Origin of the sequence: Rossellomorea vietnamensis, from assembly GCF_025398035.1 — a bacterium.
In the GTDB taxonomy this organism is placed as follows: Bacteria; Bacillota; Bacilli; order Bacillales; family Bacillaceae_B; genus Rossellomorea; species Rossellomorea vietnamensis_B.
In genome coordinates, this window is sequence record NZ_CP104558.1 from 3,637,699 (window position 1) to 3,654,167 (window position 16,469).

Sequence of the window (16,469 nt, forward strand, 5' to 3'; positions counted from 1 at the left end):
GAATGGAGGAATCAACATGGCAAAGAAGATGCCTGAGATCGGAGACTATAAATATGGCTTTAGCGATAAAGACGTATCGATTTTCCGTTCTAAACGTGGTTTGACGCGGGAAATCGTTGAAGAAATTTCCCGTATGAAAGATGAGCCTAAGTGGATGCTTGATTTCCGTTTGAAGTCACTTGAGCATTTTTATAATATGTCTATGCCTCAATGGGGCGGAGACATGCAGGAACTGAACTTCGATGAGATCACTTACTATGTGAAGCCTTCTGAAAAGTCAGAGCGCAGCTGGGATGAAGTACCTGAAGAAATCAAGCAGACGTTTGATAAATTAGGGATCCCTGAAGCAGAGCAAAAGTATCTTGCAGGGGTTTCTGCTCAGTATGAGTCAGAAGTTGTTTATCACAACATGCAATCCGATCTTGAAGACATGGGGATCGTATTCAAAGATACAGATTCCGCCCTTAAAGAAAATGAAGAGCTATTCCGTGAGCATTGGGCGAAGGTTATCCCTCCAACGGATAATAAATTCGCAGCCTTGAACTCAGCGGTTTGGTCCGGTGGATCTTTCATCTATGTACCTAAAGGTGTAAAGGTGGATACACCACTTCAAGCTTACTTCCGTATCAATTCTGAAAACATGGGTCAGTTCGAGCGTACGCTGATCATCGTCGACGAAGGCGCAAGCGTGCACTATGTTGAAGGTTGTACAGCACCGGTTTACACAACGAACTCACTTCACTCTGCAGTCGTTGAAATCATCATCAAGAAAGATGCGTACTGCCGTTATACGACGATTCAAAACTGGGCGAACAACGTGTTCAACCTTGTGACGAAGCGTGCTGTATGTGAAGCGAACGCAACGATGGAATGGGTGGATGGAAACATCGGTTCGAAACTGACGATGAAATATCCGGCTGTCATCCTTAAGGGTGAAGGCGCACGTGGTATGACACTATCCATTGCACTTGCAGGTAAAGGCCAGCACCAGGATGCAGGAGCGAAAATGATTCACCTTGCACCTAATACATCTTCTACAATCGTTTCTAAATCCATCTCCAAGCATGGTGGGAAAGTAACGTACCGTGGAATTGTACACTTTGGCCGTAAAGCGGAAGGCGCACGCTCAAATATTGAGTGTGACACGCTGATCATGGATAATCAATCGACTTCCGATACGATTCCTTACAACGAAATTCTGAACGATAACATCTCGTTAGAACACGAAGCGAAGGTTTCAAAAGTATCAGAAGAACAATTATTCTATCTTATGAGCCGTGGTATTTCTGAGGAAGAAGCAACAGAAATGATCGTAATGGGCTTCATCGAGCCATTCACGAAAGAACTTCCAATGGAATATGCAGTCGAAATGAACCGTCTGATCAAGTTCGAAATGGAAGGTTCAATCGGTTAATAATCAATCAAACTCCCTTGAGTCATCAGGGGAGTTTTTTTCTGGCTTAATTTATTCCCCACTATTTTATCCACCCTCAATCCAAACATAAGAATTTCCATTTCCCTTATGATAAAATGGACATGTTCATAATAAAGCAGGTGAATGCGGATGATATACATAGGAGTTACAGGCTGGGGAGATCATGATACCCTTTATGAGAATGTTTCCCCCAGGGACAAACTAAAAGAATACGGAGCTCATTTCCCCATCGTTGAGGTGGACACGACGTTTTATGCTGTCCAGCCTATTCGGAATGCAGAGAAATGGGTAAAGGAAACACCAGAGGACTTTAAATTCATTGTGAAAGCGTACCAGGGGATGACTGGCCATCAGCGTGGAGAGATCCCTTTTGAAACAAAGGAAGAGATGTTCAGAGCCTTTAAAGAGTCCCTTGTTCCATACGTGGATGCAGGGAAACTGGCGATGGTCCTTCTTCAATTCCCGCCATGGTACGATTGTAAAAAAGAGAATGTCGATTATATTCGGTACTGCAGGGAGCAATTGAAAGATCTTCCTGTATCACTTGAATTCCGGAATCAGAGCTGGTTCAGACCCGAGTATCGGGACAAGACGCTGACATTCATGAAAAAAGAAGGATGGATCCACAGCATTTGCGATGAACCCCAAGCGGGTGAAGGATCCGTTCCCCGGGTGCTCGAAGCGACGCATAAAGATGCCACTCTCATCCGGTTTCACGGCAGGAATCTCTATGGTTGGAATAAACCGAATGGGGAAGATTGGCGGGAGGTCCGCTATTTATATCGCTATAATCGTGCCGAGCTCGAGGAGTGGATTCCCCATCTTCATCATTTGCACGAAAGGTCTAAGGATCTTTATATTCTTTTTAACAATAATTCTGGTGGGGACGCGGCTGATAATGCGAAAGAACTGATTGAATTATTGGGGCTAGAGTATGAAGGTCTTGCCCCGAAGCAGTTGGATTTATTTTAGCCGACAGGAGATGAAAAACAGATGGAATGGATTGTTCTTCTATCAATCGGGCTTTTGGCAGGTGCGATAGGATCACTGGTCGGTTTAGGCGGTGGCGTCATCATTGTACCCGCCCTGATCTACTTTGGTACATATACAAGCCTGGTAGAAGGGATGAACCCTCAGACCGCTGTGGGTACCTCACTGGTCATCATGATATTTACAGGGTTATCTTCCACCCTTGCATACTTAAAGCATAAAACCGTCGATTATAAAAGCGGATTGATTTTCTTTGCGGGGAGCGGACCCGGTTCGATTCTTGGAGCCTGGGTAAACAAGGGATTGAATATGGAAAGCTTCAATCTTTATTTTGGTATCTTTATGATACTGGTGGCCCTTATTCTGATGATCAGGAATAAATTAAAGCCTATAGAAAAATTCAGGAATGCCTCTTTTCAGAGGGAATTTACCGATCCAAGTGGAGAAACCTTCCGGTATGGATATCCTCCATTACTTGGAGTGGTGATCGCCTTCGTCGTTGGATTTACATCGGGTTTGTTTGGCATTGGCGGCGGCTCTCTGATGGTCCCGGCCATGATCCTGATTTTTCTTTTCCCGCCCCATGTGGCTGTTGCAACATCCATGTTTATGATTTTTCTTTCGGCATTGGTGAGCTCGGGAACACATGTGATATTCGGGAATGTCAAATGGCTGTATGCACTGGCTCTCATTCCGGGAGCCTGGATCGGGGCAAAGGCCGGGGCATATATCAATACGAAGCTCGAGTCCAAAGTATTGGTGAGCGTATTGAGGATTATATTGATTTTAATTGGTATTCGATTGATTTATCAAGGAATGACAGGATAACATTCCTCCAATAGGAGTGAACGATTTATGGGAGAAACCATTCATATTTATCATACAAACGATCTTCACAGTCACCTGGAGAACTGGCCAAGGATCAGGGACTTTTTAAAACAGAGAAAACAGAAGCATATGAATGACGGGGAATCTGTGTATCTATTTGATATCGGTGATCATGTGGACCGCTGGCATCCATTGACAGAAGCGACGTTAGGAAAAGGGAACGTCGAGTTATTAAATGAAGCCGGGTTCGATGCTGTAACAATCGGAAACAATGAAGGAATCACATTGGATTATGATGATTTAAACAGCCTGTATGACAGTGCCCGGTTTGATGTGATTGTAGGAAACCTGCTGGATCGTTCCTCCAGGCGTCCAGGTTGGGCGGAGACTCACCGGGTTTATCGTACCGGCAGTGGAGTGAGGATTGGCGTCATCGGATTAACGGCCTACTTCAAACCTTTTTACGAAGCTCTGGGCTGGAACATCACCTCCCCTTTGGATGAACTGAGGAAGTTGGTTCAGGAGGTTCGCCCCAATGTCGATATGATCATACTCCTTTCCCATTTGGGAAAAAGGGATGATGAGATGATCGGGAATCAATTCCCTGAAATAGACGTTATCCTGGGGGCCCATACTCATCATGTCTTACCTCAGGGGAAAGAGGTGAATGGCACCATGCTTGGTGCTGCAGGGAAATACGGCCATTATGTCGGTCATATGAAGATCGAGGTGGATACATCTACAAAGCAGGTCGTGGAAAAAAAGGCCCGTCTATATGAGCAGGCGGAACTTCCGTCTGTTGTCAGGGAAGCGGAGGACAGGGATCAATGGTTCCGGAACGGGCAGGAGCTATTAAAGCAGGAAGTGACCTGCCTGACAAAATCTTTCCCGGTTGACTGGTTTCACACGTCCCCGCTGCCTGAAATGCTTTGTGATGCACTAATGGAGTGGTGTGGGGCCGATTGCGGTTTTCTTAATGCCGGTCTCCTCATAGATGGACTTGAGGAAGGAATGGTGACAAAGCAGGACCTGCATCGTATCCTTCCCCACCCGATCAACCCCTGCATGATCCGGATGAAGGGAGCCGAGCTGAAGGAAATCATTAAGCAGACCCTTAATGAGGACTGGCCGCATCTTGAAGTGAAAGGACTTGGTTTCAGGGGGAAAGTGATGGGGAGGTTCGTGTATTCGAATATCCACTTTGAAGACCATGACATCTTCATCGGGAAGGTCCCCGTCGACCCCGGGAAGATATACAAGCTGGCCCTGCCGGATATGTTTACATTCGGCCACTTCTTTCCGGACCTTCAGAGGCTTGAGAAGAAGTACTTTATGCCGGAATTTTTACGGGATGTCCTCGAATGGAAATTGAAACAGTAAATGTCTCACCGTTTCCACGCTCATGACATACATATGAGTGAAGGGAGCGATGAAACATGATGAATGTATCTCCGATCACCATTGGGGGACATACTTTTACAGCGATTTCCGTTGCACTTCCGAAAACCAATCTCCTCGTCGTGACGAGTGAAAAAGGATATATCATGTGTGGGGCACTTGATGTTGCGCTGCTGAATGAAAAATTAAAGGACAGGGGGATCATCGCGGGAAGAGCGGTTGGTGTGAAAACCATCGATCAGCTCCTCGATGCACCGCTGGAGTCCGTCACCTATGAAGCAGCGAATCTCGGCATCTACACGGGGATGGCCGGAAGGGACGCGCTGTTAAAAATGATATAGAATCAAAATAGGACCAGTGCTCTCCTGAGCGGCTGGTCTTTGTTTTTCCCTCTTATTTCGTCTATATTCTTTCATGAATATTTAACCAAATACACCTTGCAAGATCCTTTTTATCCTTTATAATGGAGATACTAGGAAATTTTGTCGAAAAATGAAAGAATTACATAGGAGAATTCTATGAGGCTTATATCAACACGGGCGTTGAAACCCGGCATGGTTCTAGCTACAACGGTATATAATATGAGAGGTCAAGCGTTGATTCATGATAATGTTCCCATTACAGAACGCATGATTTACAGATTGCAGGAGCTTAGTATTCAGTATGTCTATATTGAAGACTCTCTTTCAAGTGGAATCCATGTGAAGGGGACCGTTTCGAGTAAAGTGAGACAAGAGGCGGTTCAGAATATTGAGATGGCCTTCAATCAACTAAGCACATCCAAAGAGAAGCCAAGCCTCCTCATGATTGAAGATAGTGCCACTCAATTGAAGCAGGTGATCGATGTCGTCCTGTCCGAAGTAAAGGGGAATCATGATCTTCTCACGATTTTGACAGATGTGTTTACATACGACTCCTATATTTTTCATCACTCATTTAATGTTACGTTATATACACTTTCCATCGGTCTTGAACTAAAGCTTTCACAGAAGCAGCTGGAGCAGCTCGGGGTTGGGGCGATCCTCCATGATATCGGGAAGATGCTTGTGCCGGAAGAGATCCTGTTGAAGCCCGGGAAACTTACGGAAGACGAATTCTGTGAAATCAAGAAACACTCTGAACATGGCTTTGAGATCTTGAGACAGCTGCATTCGGTGTCCCTGATCATCGCGCACTGTGCCTATCAGCATCATGAGAGGCTCGATGGGTCCGGTTATCCGCGGGGGATCAAGGGTGAGGATATCCATCCGTTCGCAAAGATCATCGCTGTGGCCGATGTATTTGATGCCATGACTTCAAACAGGGTCTACAGGAAAGCGATGCTCCCCCATCAGGCATTAGAGGTATTATATGCGGGATCGGGATCCCTGTTCGATTCACAAGTGATCGAAGCATTCCGTTCATCGGTCGCGATGTATCCGAATGGCATGATCGTGGAATTGAATGATGGAAGGAAAGGGATTGTGACCGATCAAAATAGAGGAGTCACAGACCGTCCTGTCATACGGATCATCGAAGAAGATGGGCAGGAGTCAGACGCTCCTTACCCACTCGATTTAAGCAAGGAATTAGACAAGGTGATCACGGGCTTTGATCCTGATTATGAACCGCAATCTCTTAAGATTAAATAAATTTTTGCGCTAAACCCCTCTTACAATGCATACAAATAGCTTGTGAGGGGGGATTTTTGTGTCTAAGTTCAAAACCTACAAACCCCGAGGAGGTCCGCTGCCTTTTCGTCATGTCATGATTATTACATTTCTGTTCTTTATGATCTCAACGGGATTCGGATTGTGGATCATTAACAAAGGGTTGAAGCCAACGCTCCTTGCATATGCCGAGACACAGACGAGCAGGATCGGTACCCTGGTGATTAACAAAGCCATCAATAAGAAGATTGCCGATGTTCTGGATATTTCGGATATAACCGAAGAAGTGAAGAATTCAGAAGGAGATATCGTTTCATTTAAATATAATACACAGACGATTAACAGGGTCCAGGCAGAGATAACAAATCTTGTGCAGCAGAACCTTCAGGAAGCAGAAGCCGGGAATATAGAAAACCTGGAATTTCTCACTGAGGTGGAAATTGATGAAGGGAAGTCGAAAACATCGAAGGGCATCACTTATTCCGTTCCTTTGGGTCAGGCGACGAATAACGTACTGCTCGGGAACCTGGGACCGAAAATCCCGATCCGCTTTCATTCCATCGGTGATGTACGGTCCGATGTGAAAACGACGGTGGAACAGTTCGGCATCAATAATGCGGTTGTGAAGGTATTTGTGGAGCTTGAAGTGAATGTGCAGATCATCATCCCGTTTGCAACGAAAACCGAAACGATCAAGCAGGATATTCTGGTTGCCATGGGCACTGTCCATCTGGATGTACCGCAATTTTATAACAATGGTGGAGGGGAATCGAGTCCTTCCATTGAATTTCCCACAAATTAGTCACGAAAAAAAGTTGTCAAAAGAATGATAGTTTGTTATATTAATAAAGAAAATTTTATAACACACCACATCATCAGTCCGATGGGGTAGAGGCGCAGGGTTCAAGAGTAATCTGTTCGAGGATGACAACGGAGAAAACAGATGAAAGGGAATCTTTGCCGAAGTAAATATGCATGTCGAAGGTGTATTTGCTGGGGTTGTCTTGAAGAAGGATAACACTGTCATTATAGGGAAATCTCTATAATGGGGAGCTACAGATCGTGATGGAGCACTTACGTTACTAACAAAGGTAATGATAGTTTCTCTATCGTTGCCTTTTTTTATTATCCTCTGTCATGCTACGATGGTTCCCCCCTATCAAATAGGAGGAGGACACTATGGAAAACACGATTTACTCATTATTACCACCCCTTTTAGCCATTCTTATGGTTATTCTCACAAGACGGGTACTGCTTTCACTGGGAGTAGGGATCGTCGCATCTGCCTTTTTGTTGGCAGACTTCTCAATCACGAAAACAATCAGCTTTATCTGGGACGCCTTCAAGGGCATCTTTGTCGCAGACGGCGGACTTAACACCTGGAATGTCTACATCATTTTCTTCTTACTCATTCTTGGTATCATCACCGCATTTGTGAATATCTCAGGCGGGAGCCGCGCATTCGGTGAATGGGCGATGAAACGTGTGAAGACAAGACAGGGTGCACAGCTTTTGGCTGCGGTACTGGGTATCATCATTTTTATTGACGACTATTTCAATGCCCTTGCTGTTGGACAGGTTTCAAGACCCATCACGGATCGTCACAGAATCTCACGTGCTAAATTAGCCTATATCATTGATTCAACATCGGCTCCGATCTGTGTAGTGTCCCCGATTTCAAGCTGGGGAGCATACATCATCGGGATCATCGGTTCTATTCTGACTGCTCACAGCATCACGGAATACACGGCATTTTCAGCTTTCATACAAATGATCCCTATGAACCTTTACGTGTGGGCGGCCGTACTGCTAGTCGTCATGGTTGCTTATAAGGGACTTGATTTCGGTAAAATGAAAGAGCATGAAGTACGTGCACTAGAAACGGGAGATCTTTATGATCCCGGCAAAGAAATTCCCGGTGAATTGAAAAACGATCTTCCAGTCAGCTCAAAAGGCTCGGTAGGCGACCTTGTCTGGCCGATCGTGGCCCTAGTCATCGGTACTGTTTCCATGATGCTGTGGACTGGGTATCAAGCGGTGGGATCATTTGACCTGCTGCCGATCTTTGAAAATACGGATGTAACCAAATCGTTATTGTATGGTGGATTATTCGGACTTCTTGTTTCCCTGATTTTCTTCCTTCGTCAAGTAAGTTTGAAAGGAATTGAAGGGAGTGCAATCGGGACAGCCGTAGTGGAAGGAATCAAGTCGATGCTTCCGGCTGTTTATATTCTGATCTTTGCCTGGACGATCGTTACGCTTATCGACCAATTGCAAACAGGTACGTATCTTGCAGGTTTGGTAGAGCAATCAAGCCTGCCGATGCAGGCACTTCCGGTCATTTTATTCATGGTTGCCGGCATCATGGCTTTCTCAACGGGAACCTCTTGGGGATCGTTTGGTATATTACTGCCGATCGCAGGGGAAATTGCTGCAGCATCGGATGTAACGATCTTACTTCCTGCCATGGCAGCGGTGCTTGCCGGATCTGTACTGGGTGACCACTGTTCACCGATTTCGGATACGACGATCCTTTCCTCTACAGGAGCGGGAAGCAACCATATCGATCACGTGCTTACGCAACTTCCATATGCGGTCATCGGTGCAGTGGTAGCCGCAATCGGTTACCTTGTATTAGGATTCACTGGAAGCACCATCCTGGGACTTGTGGTTGTCATCATCTTAATCCTGGCAATCGCCTTCCTGTTCGGTGAAAAAGCGAAACCTGCATCTGCAGAATAGTAGAGATGAACACCAGGAGCCATTCGGCTTCTGGTTTTTTTTATGCTTGGAGCCCCGTCATACAATTGCCTCCCATTCCACAAAATCCGACAAAATTCTTATAGTGAAATAGTACTGTGGGAATTTGGTTAATTTCTCAATAAAACACTAAAATAAAGCTTTGACAATTGTCCTGGAACTAGCTATACTGACTTTAGATTATAAATAATCTGAAAATATAAAAATTTCAAATACCTCAAGGCAGGTAGTTGGAAAGAACTAGGGGGGAACAACATGGAGAATCGTGCACAGTTTGGTACACGGGCAGGATTTATTCTTGCAGCTGTCGGTTCAGCAATCGGATTAGGGAACATTTGGCGTTTTCCGGCAGTAGCATATGAAAACGGCGGAGGAGCATTCTTTATTCCTTATTTATTCGCTCTTCTAACAGCAGGTATTCCATTATTAGTACTTGAATTTACAATTGGTCATAAGTACCGTGGTTCAGCACCGTTATCTTATTTCCGTCTTAATAAGAAAACAGAATGGCTTGGATGGTGGCAGGTTTTAATTGCATTCGTCATCTCTACCTATTATGCCGTCATTATCGCCTGGGCGATGTCATACAGTGTTTTTTCTTTCAATTTAGGTTGGGGAAAGGATACAGAATCCTTCCTGTTCAGTGATTATTTAAAATTGTCGGTTGATGCAGGTCAGACAGGCAGTGTGGTTCCCGGGGTATTCATCCCGCTTGTGATCGTATGGGCGGTTACACTCGGCATTCTTTTCAAAGGTGTAAAGAAAGGAATCGAAGTAGCGAATAAAATCTTTATTCCAGCACTTGTTATCTTATTCTTAATTATCGTTGTTCGCGCTTTAACGTTACCTGGTGCGATGGATGGTCTGGATGCATTCTTCAAGCCGGACTTCAGTAAAATTGCCGATCCAGGCGTATGGGTGGCGGCATATGGACAGATCTTCTTCAGTTTATCCATTGCCTTTGCCATCATGATTACCTACTCAAGTTATTTGCCAAAGAAATCGGATATTACGAACAACGCCTTCATCACAGGGTTCAGTAACTCCGGGTTCGAACTATTGGCAGGTATCGGTGTATTTGCAGCACTTGGTTTCATGGCACAATCACAAGGTGTGGCTGTGCAGGATGTTGTAAGTGGCGGTGTGGGACTGGCGTTTGTTGTCTTCCCGCAGATCATTAACGAATTCCCGGCATTCAACGAAGTCTTTGGCTTCTTATTCTTTGCTTCACTTGTACTGGCCGGTCTGTCTTCATTGATTTCCATTTCGGAAACATATGTGGCAGCCGTCTCTGAGAAATTCGGGATTTCCCGCAACAAAGCGGTACTATTCGGTGGCGGTCTTTCAGCTGTCATTTCCATCCTCTTTGCAACACAGGGTGGTCTGTTATTCCTTGATGTTGCGGATTACTTCATCAACCAATTCGGAGTGGCGTTTGTCGGATTAGTGGAAGTAGTCGTGATCGCCTGGTTCCTTCGCAAGCTGGGGGCATTCCAATCCCATGCGAATGGAATATCGGATATCCAGCTTGGGGCCTGGTGGAAAGTATGTTTGGGCGTCATCACACCGATCGTCCTTGGTTGGATGATGTTCGGATTATTCAAAATGAATTTACTAAAAGAGTTTGATACGGAAACTGGTAACTACGAAGGATATTCTGATGCTTTCATTTTATACAGTGGATGGTTCGTAGCTGCATTTGCCATCATTGCAGGAGTGGCCTTCGGATTTAAACGCTGGCATGCCAAGACAGAAGCCGATAGCTATAAGGAGGTAAGCTAACATGACTGGTAGCGCGATTACAATGATGATAGTCGGAATGGTCATCATCTGGGGTGGATTAGCAGCTAGTATCATGAACGCTGTATCCAAATCGAAGAAACAAGTATAAGGAAGAAGCAGACAGTGGAGTCCCCATTGTCTGCTTTTTTAATGTTTCCTGCTTTTGATCCTGTCTTGGCGTTCCCACATTCTTAGATGAGGGTATGGATCAAAGGACCATTCTGTCAGGCCATTATCCTTATACATTCCATAATGCAAATGAGGCGGGAATTTCCCTGATGTTCCCGGAGGTCCATATCCTGAGCTTCCTACACCGCCGACCACCATTCCCGGTTCAACGACTTGTCCGACATGAAGATCTTTGGCAAAACCACTCAAATGGGCAAAGTAGTGGTACGTATTATTAATATCACGTATTCCGATTCGCCAGCCTCCATACCGATTCCAGCCTTTCATCTCAATGATGCCATATGATGTAGCCCTGACTGGAACACCGTAATCAGCGAAGAGGTCCGTCCCTTCATGGATCCGTCTTCCACCCCATCCACGGGCGTCTCCCCAGGTGTTCCGGTAACTATAGTTAAATCTCAGGGGAAGCGGAAAGGCTTTCTGATTGAGATGAATCGTTCCGTACTGTTTATATATTTTGGCATTTCCCATAATGATACTGACGGTTTTATCCCGCTTGTAATAATCCCAGAGGGCAAGCTTGAAGTTGTCATGATCGATGCCGTAACGAAGGATAAAGTCGGTTAATGCGGCAAGTTTATCTTCATCACTTTTCAGGCTGGCTTTCCCGTCATGATCCCCGTCCCGGCCGATTCCGTTGAAAAGAGCGATCGTTTCAGGGTTGTCATCCTCTGAGTGGGGGTTCAATGGTCCGACCCACTTTTCAGGTTCCATATAAATCGAGATGAAAGAGGATGGCTTTTCCCTGTCTTTCCGGGCGAACCTCAGACTGCGTTCGTACTGATCAATGGCTGCCAGGTAGTACCAGGGGATTTGAGTCATAGCCTCACTCTTCTGGAACAGTTCCATTCTTTTTGTGTGTATCTGCTCATCTGTCAGCTTTTCCGCTGCGAAGCTTTGACAGGGGCTTATCATGAAGAAGAATACAATGCAGAATACCAATCGTTTATACAAAATCATCCCTCCATTTTTAGGGGCCTATCTGTAGTTTGTATCGTTATCGGGGATTCATAATCATCAATAAATGGTAATAGGGTATCACATGCTTGTTTTCACTTTTTTAGTATGATAAAGTGACAAAAGAAGTATATTGATGATGGCTTTTTTTACATAGGATGAACGAGACAACGTTTCACTCTTTGCCTAAGTCAGAATTATTTAGGATTGGAGATGAGGGGTATGAGTAAGAAAGATGAACACATTCGTAAACCGGATTGGCTTAAGATTAAGCTGAATACGAACGATAATTATATGGGTCTAAAAAAAATGATGCGGGAAAACAATCTTCATACAGTTTGTGAAGAGGCCCGTTGTCCTAATATTCATGAATGCTGGGGAACCAGACGTACAGCTACGTTCATGATCCTGGGTGACATTTGTACACGTGCCTGCCGTTTCTGTGCCGTTAAAACAGGACTTCCGACTGAATTGGACTTGAAAGAGCCGGAACGCGTTGCTGATTCCGTGCAATTGATGAACTTGAAGCACGTCGTCATTACGGCAGTTGCCCGTGATGACTTGAAAGACGGCGGTTCACAAGTCTTTGCTGAAACCGTCCGTGCTATCCGTCGCAAGAGCCCGTTCACATCCATCGAAGTACTCCCTTCTGATATGGGTGGGATATTCGATAATATCAAGACATTGATGGATGCTAAGCCGGACATCATGAATTACAATGTTGAAACCGTTCGCCGACTGACTCCAAGAGTTCGTGCCCGTGCGACTTATGATCGTACATTGGAATTCCTCCGCCGTGCGAAAGAATTGAATCCGGATATTCCTACGAAATCGAGCATCATGGTCGGTCTTGGGGAAACGAAGGAAGAAATTCTCGAAACAATGGATGATTTACGTGCCAATCATGTTGACATCGTGACATTAGGTCAATATCTGCAACCATCGAAGAAGCATTTGAAGGTTCAAAAATATTATCATCCTGATGAATTTGCCGAACTTCGTGAAGCGGCAATGGAAAAAGGGTTCAGCCACTGTGAAGCAGGTCCTCTCGTACGCTCGTCTTACCATGCCGATGAGCAGGTAAATGCAGCTGCGAAAGCAAGACAAGCTAAAGGTGAGCAGGAAGTACAGAACGCATAATTTAGAGAAACATTAAAGGACTGACCTGAAAGAGAAACTCTCTGACAGTCAGTCCTTTTTGCAGCAGATGGAGGTTATACCATCAATCCGTTAGGTCATTACGTTTCTGACGGTCCATATTGATCTTATGGGTGTCATCGTCACGCATTTCGTATTGATCAGACGTCATCTCACCATTTGAGTTTTCACCTGAGCTTACGTTTCTTCCTTGTGGAGAGTCTTTCAGCATCAAGTTGATGGTATCGTCTATGGCAGTATTCGCATTCTTGCTGTCACTATCCATTTTGGCCAGGTTTTCAACATTGCGCATTAACGCTTTGTCATCGGTCACATAGACGTGGTACCAGCGCGGAATGACGGACATAGCTGTTTTTTTCACCTGATCGGCGACTTCGAAGCGTCCTTCTTTATCTTTTTTGTCGGTCACATAAGAGACCAGAACCTCTTCGTCCGTCACGAGGGTAGAGCAATCCTTCACGTCAGGAAGGGCGACACTCATTTTGCTGATGCTGTCGGCTACCTGCTCACGATTGATACTGTACATATCCTTCGTGGAAATGTTTTGACCACCGGTAGGGCTCTTCTGCTGTCGGACATAACCAAATTCTTCCCCACGGTGTGCCCCTTTTTTGGTCCAGCCATTTTCGTTATACAGGTCTTCCCTGTCACTTACGTTAATGGTATTCCCGTTGTCGTGGAACATTTCCTCATTGGCCGTGTCAATGCCATTACAGGCTGTTCCGATTAGCGTGATGCCGAGTAGCGTTGTACCTAAAAGTAATTTATTCAACTTAAACACCCCCTATTTAGTAGGGTGACCATCTCTAATGGTAATTTTTCATAGTAATTAATGGACAATCCGTTATAATTTAAAATAAGGAAACGAAAGTGGGTGGACAGAGGTGATTTGTGTGCAGAACACGTGCTACGAAATCGTCGAGGAATTCAGGGACGGATTCAACGAGGAAGCTTTCAAGGAAAGGTATAGCGATATCTTAAGCAAGTACGACTATATCCTTGGTGATTGGGGATACGGACAGCTCCGATTGAAAGGATTCTTCGATGATCACAATCAAAAGGCTTCTTTCGACACAAAGGTGAGTACTCATAAGGATTACTTATATGAATACTGTAATTTTGGGTGCGCTTATTTTCTCGTGAAGAAAGTCAATAAATAATGGTGAAAGGAACAAACGATGATGGTCGTTTGTTCCTTTCTTTTATTTATTTTCAGTATAGGGCGGTTCTTCATTCACATCCGGGTCGGCATGAACAGGATGCGATCCGGGTTCCTGACGGGGTATATCCTGATGCAGGGATTTATTCTCGTAGTTGAAGGCACTATAATACCGTTGGCCTTCTTCCCATGGTGTACTCTTGTTTTCGACAGGGGTATGCTTACCTCTGGGAGCACCGTAAGGACCTTCCGGAAGTGTCTCGGGGACGAGGAAATTACGGTAGGTTTCTACATTGGAGAAGTCACTGTATTCCTCGTCTTCTTTGTCATAGGATTTCCGGTCTTTGCTCATTTTATCTCCCACCTTTCATACCATTAGTATGTGAGGGGGAGGTGGAGTTCATTCTCTCAGGGGACCAAATGGATCAAAGAATGATTTCACCTAAGAAGTCCCGTAATTCATCCGCTTCTTCTTCGGTTAATTTAAATACACTCTCAACGTATCCCGGTTCATCAAGGTCATCTCTTCCCATGATGGCAAATCGACTGCCCTGAAGATCCAGTACCAATGATTTGCCGTAATAGCGTTCCGTTTGGGTAATGGCCAGGTCGTACCGCTGATTTTCCCCCATGAAACTTACGAATCGCGTTCGTGTATTCTCTGTATCGTCATATAAATAAAAACGTTCACTCATCACGATGTCCTCCTCTTTTTATGCTTATTTCATCATACCAAACTGAGAGGGGAATTGCAGGATGTACCTGTATGGGCCAGGTGAAATTATGTTAAAATAAAGTGTCAGGTTATTGTTGAAGAGAGAGGTGAGCATCATGTATTTCGTAGACAGGGAAAAGATTGAAGAAATATTGGTCTATATGGATGAGCAGCTAAACATATTCAGCCGTCAGGAACAGTGGAATGCTACTCTGGAAAAATTGGCGCTCGAAAGGGTTGCCCACGTCATCATTGAATCTGTCTTGGACGTAGGGAACAGCATGATCGATGGATTCATCATGAGGGATCCGGGGAGCTATGAGGATATCATTGATATTCTCCTGGATGAAAAAGTGATCACGGACAAGATGAGTGAAGACCTGAAACGCCTCGTCGAACAGCGTAAATCACTGGTTCAGGAATATACAACCATCGACCACAAGCAATTACATACGATCCTGAAAGAAGTGTCCCAAACACTGAACCAGTTCCCGTTACAGGTCCGAAACTACCTTGAAAATGAATTGGGCCCCGTTTCGGCATTTAAAAACTAAACGTATTTGACAGCGCTTTCTTTTCAACAGAAGCGCTGTCTTATTTTCTTTAGAGAGTGACTTTTAATGAAGCAAATAGAAATATTGGACATACTAACCAGACTAAATGGAGGTAGATGATGAAAGAGTATAAAGGGTATTTAATCGATTTGGATGGAACGATGTATAAAGGGAAGGAGAAGATTGAAGAAGCGGGGGATTTCGTGAAGCGGCTGCAGGATAAAGGCTTACCTTATCTCTTCGTGACGAACAACTCTTCAAGAAGACCGGAACAGGTGGCGGAAAAATTGCGGTCATTTGATATTCCCGCAACAAAGGAACAGGTATTTACGACATCCATGGCGACGGCACAGTATATGGCGAAGGAAAAGCCTGAAGGAACGGCCTATGTCATAGGTGAAGAGGGGATACGCTCAGCACTTGAAGAAAACGGCATTACACTGCAGGAAGATAAACCGGATTTCGTAGTAGTGGGGATTGACCGTGAGATTAATTACGAGAAATTATCCCTCGCTTGCCTGGGGGTGAGAAACGGGGCAACGTTCATTTCAACGAATGGAGATATCGCGATTCCGACTGAAAGGGGATTGCTTCCGGGGAATGGTTCCCTGACGTCTGTCGTGACGGTCTCCACCCAGACCGAACCGATCTTTATCGGAAAGCCGGAGTCCATCATCATGGAACAGGCATTGTCTGTGTTAGGTGTCTCAAAGGAAGAAACCCTGATGGTAGGGGATAACTATGATACAGATATCCTGGCAGGAATAAATGCAGGACTCGATACGCTCCTTGTTCATACAGGAGTTACAACAAAAGAAGCGTTGACCGAAAAGCATATTCAGCCTACCTACACAATTGAAACATTGGATCAATGGGATATATAATATAAAAAAAG

General features: G+C 44.8%; 18 protein-coding genes and 1 riboswitch. Of the genes, 14 read left to right on the forward strand and 4 right to left on the reverse strand.

The features are described 5' to 3' along the window. Positions 1 to 16 precede the first annotated feature (16 nt). From sufB to N5C46_RS18600, 10 genes are all read left to right on the forward strand, one after another. Positions 17 to 1,414 carry a Fe-S cluster assembly protein SufB gene (gene sufB / locus N5C46_RS18555; RefSeq protein WP_034763673.1) on the forward strand — a complete coding sequence of 466 codons (1,398 nt, stop codon included), beginning with the start codon at positions 17 to 19 and terminating at the stop codon, positions 1,412 to 1,414. A 150-nt stretch (positions 1,415 to 1,564) separates the two neighbouring features. Beyond that, positions 1,565 to 2,407 (forward strand): DUF72 domain-containing protein, encoded by an 843-nt coding sequence (locus N5C46_RS18560; RefSeq protein ID WP_261749752.1) that lies wholly within the window; start codon positions 1,565 to 1,567, stop codon positions 2,405 to 2,407. A 21-nt stretch (positions 2,408 to 2,428) separates the two neighbouring features. Beyond that, positions 2,429 to 3,253 carry a sulfite exporter TauE/SafE family protein gene (locus tag N5C46_RS18565; protein ID WP_254652254.1) on the forward strand — a complete coding sequence of 275 codons (825 nt, stop codon included), beginning with the start codon at positions 2,429 to 2,431 and terminating at the stop codon, positions 3,251 to 3,253. A gap of 27 nt (positions 3,254 to 3,280) precedes the next feature. Then, positions 3,281 to 4,633, forward strand: coding sequence for a bifunctional metallophosphatase/5'-nucleotidase (locus N5C46_RS18570; RefSeq protein WP_261749753.1), 1,353 nt, complete (start codon positions 3,281 to 3,283; stop codon positions 4,631 to 4,633). 56 nt (positions 4,634 to 4,689) lie between these two features. After that, positions 4,690 to 4,992: a YunC family protein gene (locus N5C46_RS18575; RefSeq protein ID WP_261749754.1), complete on the forward strand. Its 303-nt coding sequence runs from the start codon at positions 4,690 to 4,692 to the stop codon at positions 4,990 to 4,992. A 177-nt stretch (positions 4,993 to 5,169) separates the two neighbouring features. Further along, positions 5,170 to 6,282 (forward strand): HD-GYP domain-containing protein, encoded by a 1,113-nt coding sequence (locus tag N5C46_RS18580; protein ID WP_261749755.1) that lies wholly within the window; start codon positions 5,170 to 5,172, stop codon positions 6,280 to 6,282. 58 nt (positions 6,283 to 6,340) lie between these two features. After that, on the forward strand, positions 6,341 to 7,102 hold the full coding sequence (yunB, locus tag N5C46_RS18585; RefSeq protein ID WP_261749756.1) for a sporulation protein YunB: 762 nt from the start codon (positions 6,341 to 6,343) through the stop codon (positions 7,100 to 7,102). A gap of 79 nt (positions 7,103 to 7,181) precedes the next feature. Further along, positions 7,182 to 7,364, forward strand: a riboswitch (Lysine riboswitch). 115 nt (positions 7,365 to 7,479) lie between these two features. Next, a complete protein-coding gene (locus N5C46_RS18590; RefSeq protein WP_261749757.1) occupies positions 7,480 to 9,042 on the forward strand; it encodes a Na+/H+ antiporter NhaC family protein in 1,563 nt (520 codons plus the stop codon). A gap of 273 nt (positions 9,043 to 9,315) precedes the next feature. Then, a complete protein-coding gene (locus N5C46_RS18595) occupies positions 9,316 to 10,842 on the forward strand; it encodes a sodium-dependent transporter (protein WP_261749758.1) in 1,527 nt (508 codons plus the stop codon). 1 nt (position 10,843) lies between these two features. Further along, on the forward strand, positions 10,844 to 10,951 hold the full coding sequence (locus tag N5C46_RS18600) for a methionine/alanine import family NSS transporter small subunit (protein WP_079532007.1): 108 nt from the start codon (positions 10,844 to 10,846) through the stop codon (positions 10,949 to 10,951). A 38-nt stretch (positions 10,952 to 10,989) separates the two neighbouring features. On the opposite strand, the gene N5C46_RS18605 is transcribed toward N5C46_RS18600, so the two are convergent. Further along, the gene (locus N5C46_RS18605; RefSeq protein WP_420720423.1) at positions 10,990 to 11,991 is read right to left on the reverse strand and encodes a M23 family metallopeptidase; all 1,002 of its coding nucleotides are present in this window, start codon (positions 11,989 to 11,991) and stop codon (positions 10,990 to 10,992) included. A gap of 219 nt (positions 11,992 to 12,210) precedes the next feature. On the opposite strand from N5C46_RS18605, the gene lipA reads away from it, so the two are divergent. Further along, complete coding sequence (gene lipA / locus N5C46_RS18610) at positions 12,211 to 13,128, forward strand: lipoyl synthase (RefSeq protein WP_034763745.1); 918 nt, start codon at positions 12,211 to 12,213, stop codon at positions 13,126 to 13,128. An 82-nt stretch (positions 13,129 to 13,210) separates the two neighbouring features. Here lipA and N5C46_RS18615 read toward each other — a convergent pair whose 3' ends face one another. Further along, positions 13,211 to 13,927: a YhcN/YlaJ family sporulation lipoprotein gene (locus N5C46_RS18615; RefSeq protein ID WP_261749759.1), complete on the reverse strand. Its 717-nt coding sequence runs from the start codon at positions 13,925 to 13,927 to the stop codon at positions 13,211 to 13,213. Positions 13,928 to 14,030: 103 nt separating this feature from the next. Here N5C46_RS18615 and N5C46_RS18620 point away from each other — a divergent pair, with 103 nt between their 5' ends. After that, positions 14,031 to 14,306: a YutD family protein gene (locus N5C46_RS18620; protein ID WP_044338154.1), complete on the forward strand. Its 276-nt coding sequence runs from the start codon at positions 14,031 to 14,033 to the stop codon at positions 14,304 to 14,306. A gap of 42 nt (positions 14,307 to 14,348) precedes the next feature. On the opposite strand, the gene N5C46_RS18625 is transcribed toward N5C46_RS18620, so the two are convergent. Together N5C46_RS18625 and N5C46_RS18630 are read right to left on the reverse strand one after the other, a co-directional pair. Then, on the reverse strand, positions 14,349 to 14,657 hold the full coding sequence (locus N5C46_RS18625; protein ID WP_034763749.1) for a hypothetical protein: 309 nt from the start codon (positions 14,655 to 14,657) through the stop codon (positions 14,349 to 14,351). A gap of 73 nt (positions 14,658 to 14,730) precedes the next feature. Then, positions 14,731 to 15,000, reverse strand: coding sequence for a DUF3055 domain-containing protein (locus N5C46_RS18630; RefSeq protein WP_034763751.1), 270 nt, complete (start codon positions 14,998 to 15,000; stop codon positions 14,731 to 14,733). 136 nt (positions 15,001 to 15,136) lie between these two features. Here N5C46_RS18630 and N5C46_RS18635 point away from each other — a divergent pair, with 136 nt between their 5' ends. Both N5C46_RS18635 and N5C46_RS18640 read left to right on the forward strand, forming a co-directional pair. Then, on the forward strand, positions 15,137 to 15,574 hold the full coding sequence (locus tag N5C46_RS18635; RefSeq protein ID WP_261749760.1) for a DUF86 domain-containing protein: 438 nt from the start codon (positions 15,137 to 15,139) through the stop codon (positions 15,572 to 15,574). Between the two features lie 119 nt (positions 15,575 to 15,693). Then, on the forward strand, positions 15,694 to 16,458 hold the full coding sequence (locus tag N5C46_RS18640) for a TIGR01457 family HAD-type hydrolase (RefSeq protein WP_261749761.1): 765 nt from the start codon (positions 15,694 to 15,696) through the stop codon (positions 16,456 to 16,458). Positions 16,459 to 16,469: the final 11 nt, after the last annotated feature.

Coding starts and splice junctions, on each gene's coding strand:
- sufB (WP_034763673.1), top strand. CDS start 17: ATGGCAAAGAAGATGCCTGAGATCGGAGACTATAAATATGGCTTTAGC.
- N5C46_RS18560 (WP_261749752.1), top strand. CDS start 1,565: ATGATATACATAGGAGTTACAGGCTGGGGAGATCATGATACCCTTTAT.
- N5C46_RS18565 (WP_254652254.1), top strand. CDS start 2,429: ATGGAATGGATTGTTCTTCTATCAATCGGGCTTTTGGCAGGTGCGATA.
- N5C46_RS18570 (WP_261749753.1), top strand. CDS start 3,281: ATGGGAGAAACCATTCATATTTATCATACAAACGATCTTCACAGTCAC.
- N5C46_RS18575 (WP_261749754.1), top strand. CDS start 4,690: ATGATGAATGTATCTCCGATCACCATTGGGGGACATACTTTTACAGCG.
- N5C46_RS18580 (WP_261749755.1), top strand. CDS start 5,170: ATGAGGCTTATATCAACACGGGCGTTGAAACCCGGCATGGTTCTAGCT.
- N5C46_RS18590 (WP_261749757.1), top strand. CDS start 7,480: ATGGAAAACACGATTTACTCATTATTACCACCCCTTTTAGCCATTCTT.
- N5C46_RS18595 (WP_261749758.1), top strand. CDS start 9,316: ATGGAGAATCGTGCACAGTTTGGTACACGGGCAGGATTTATTCTTGCA.
- N5C46_RS18600 (WP_079532007.1), top strand. CDS start 10,844: ATGACTGGTAGCGCGATTACAATGATGATAGTCGGAATGGTCATCATC.
- N5C46_RS18605 (WP_420720423.1), bottom strand. CDS start 11,991: ATGATTTTGTATAAACGATTGGTATTCTGCATTGTATTCTTCTTCATG.
- lipA (WP_034763745.1), top strand. CDS start 12,211: ATGAGTAAGAAAGATGAACACATTCGTAAACCGGATTGGCTTAAGATT.
- N5C46_RS18625 (WP_034763749.1), bottom strand. CDS start 14,657: ATGAGCAAAGACCGGAAATCCTATGACAAAGAAGACGAGGAATACAGT.
- N5C46_RS18630 (WP_034763751.1), bottom strand. CDS start 15,000: ATGAGTGAACGTTTTTATTTATATGACGATACAGAGAATACACGAACG.
- N5C46_RS18635 (WP_261749760.1), top strand. CDS start 15,137: ATGTATTTCGTAGACAGGGAAAAGATTGAAGAAATATTGGTCTATATG.
- N5C46_RS18640 (WP_261749761.1), top strand. CDS start 15,694: ATGAAAGAGTATAAAGGGTATTTAATCGATTTGGATGGAACGATGTAT.